Raw genomic sequence first — 437 nt, 5'->3', positions numbered from 1 at the left:
CGCCCGCGGGCGCGGCGACCTGCACGGGCGTCCACCGGTCCTCTAAGGTGTCGTCCCCCAGCTGGCTGGCGGAGTTCTGCCCCCAGGCGTAGGCGTTTCCGTCCGAGCCCAGCGCAACTGAGTGAAAGGCGCCGGCCGCCACGTGCGTGAAACTGATACCCGCAGGCGCGGCGACCGGTGCCGGATCCACCCGACTCGTGTCCGTCCCATCCCCCAGCTGCCCGGAGTAGTTCCCTCCCCAGGCGTAGGCGTTCCCGTCCGACCCCAGTGCGAGCGTGTGCGAGACCCCGGCCGATATCTGCGTGAAGGTGACCCCCGCCGGTGCGGCCACCTGCACCGGCATCCCTCGATCTTCGAGCGTCCCATCTCCCAGCCGCCCGTAGAAGTTGCTCCCCCACGCGAAGGCGTTTCCGTCAGAGTTCAGCGCGGCGGAATAG

At 69.8% G+C, this 437-nt stretch carries 1 protein-coding gene; it reads right to left on the bottom strand.

Annotated elements, in window-relative coordinates:
• Window positions 1-437, bottom strand: a 437-nt coding sequence (locus U874_RS0113945) for a hypothetical protein (protein WP_029988538.1), incomplete at both ends; no start/stop codon positions are given.

The sequence above is a fragment of the Leucobacter sp. PH1c genome, assembly GCF_000633415.1.
GTDB lineage: Bacteria > Actinomycetota > Actinomycetes > Actinomycetales > Microbacteriaceae > Leucobacter.
The sequence above is the reverse complement of the archived record's forward strand: the minus strand, read 5'-3'. Positions and strand labels throughout refer to the sequence as shown.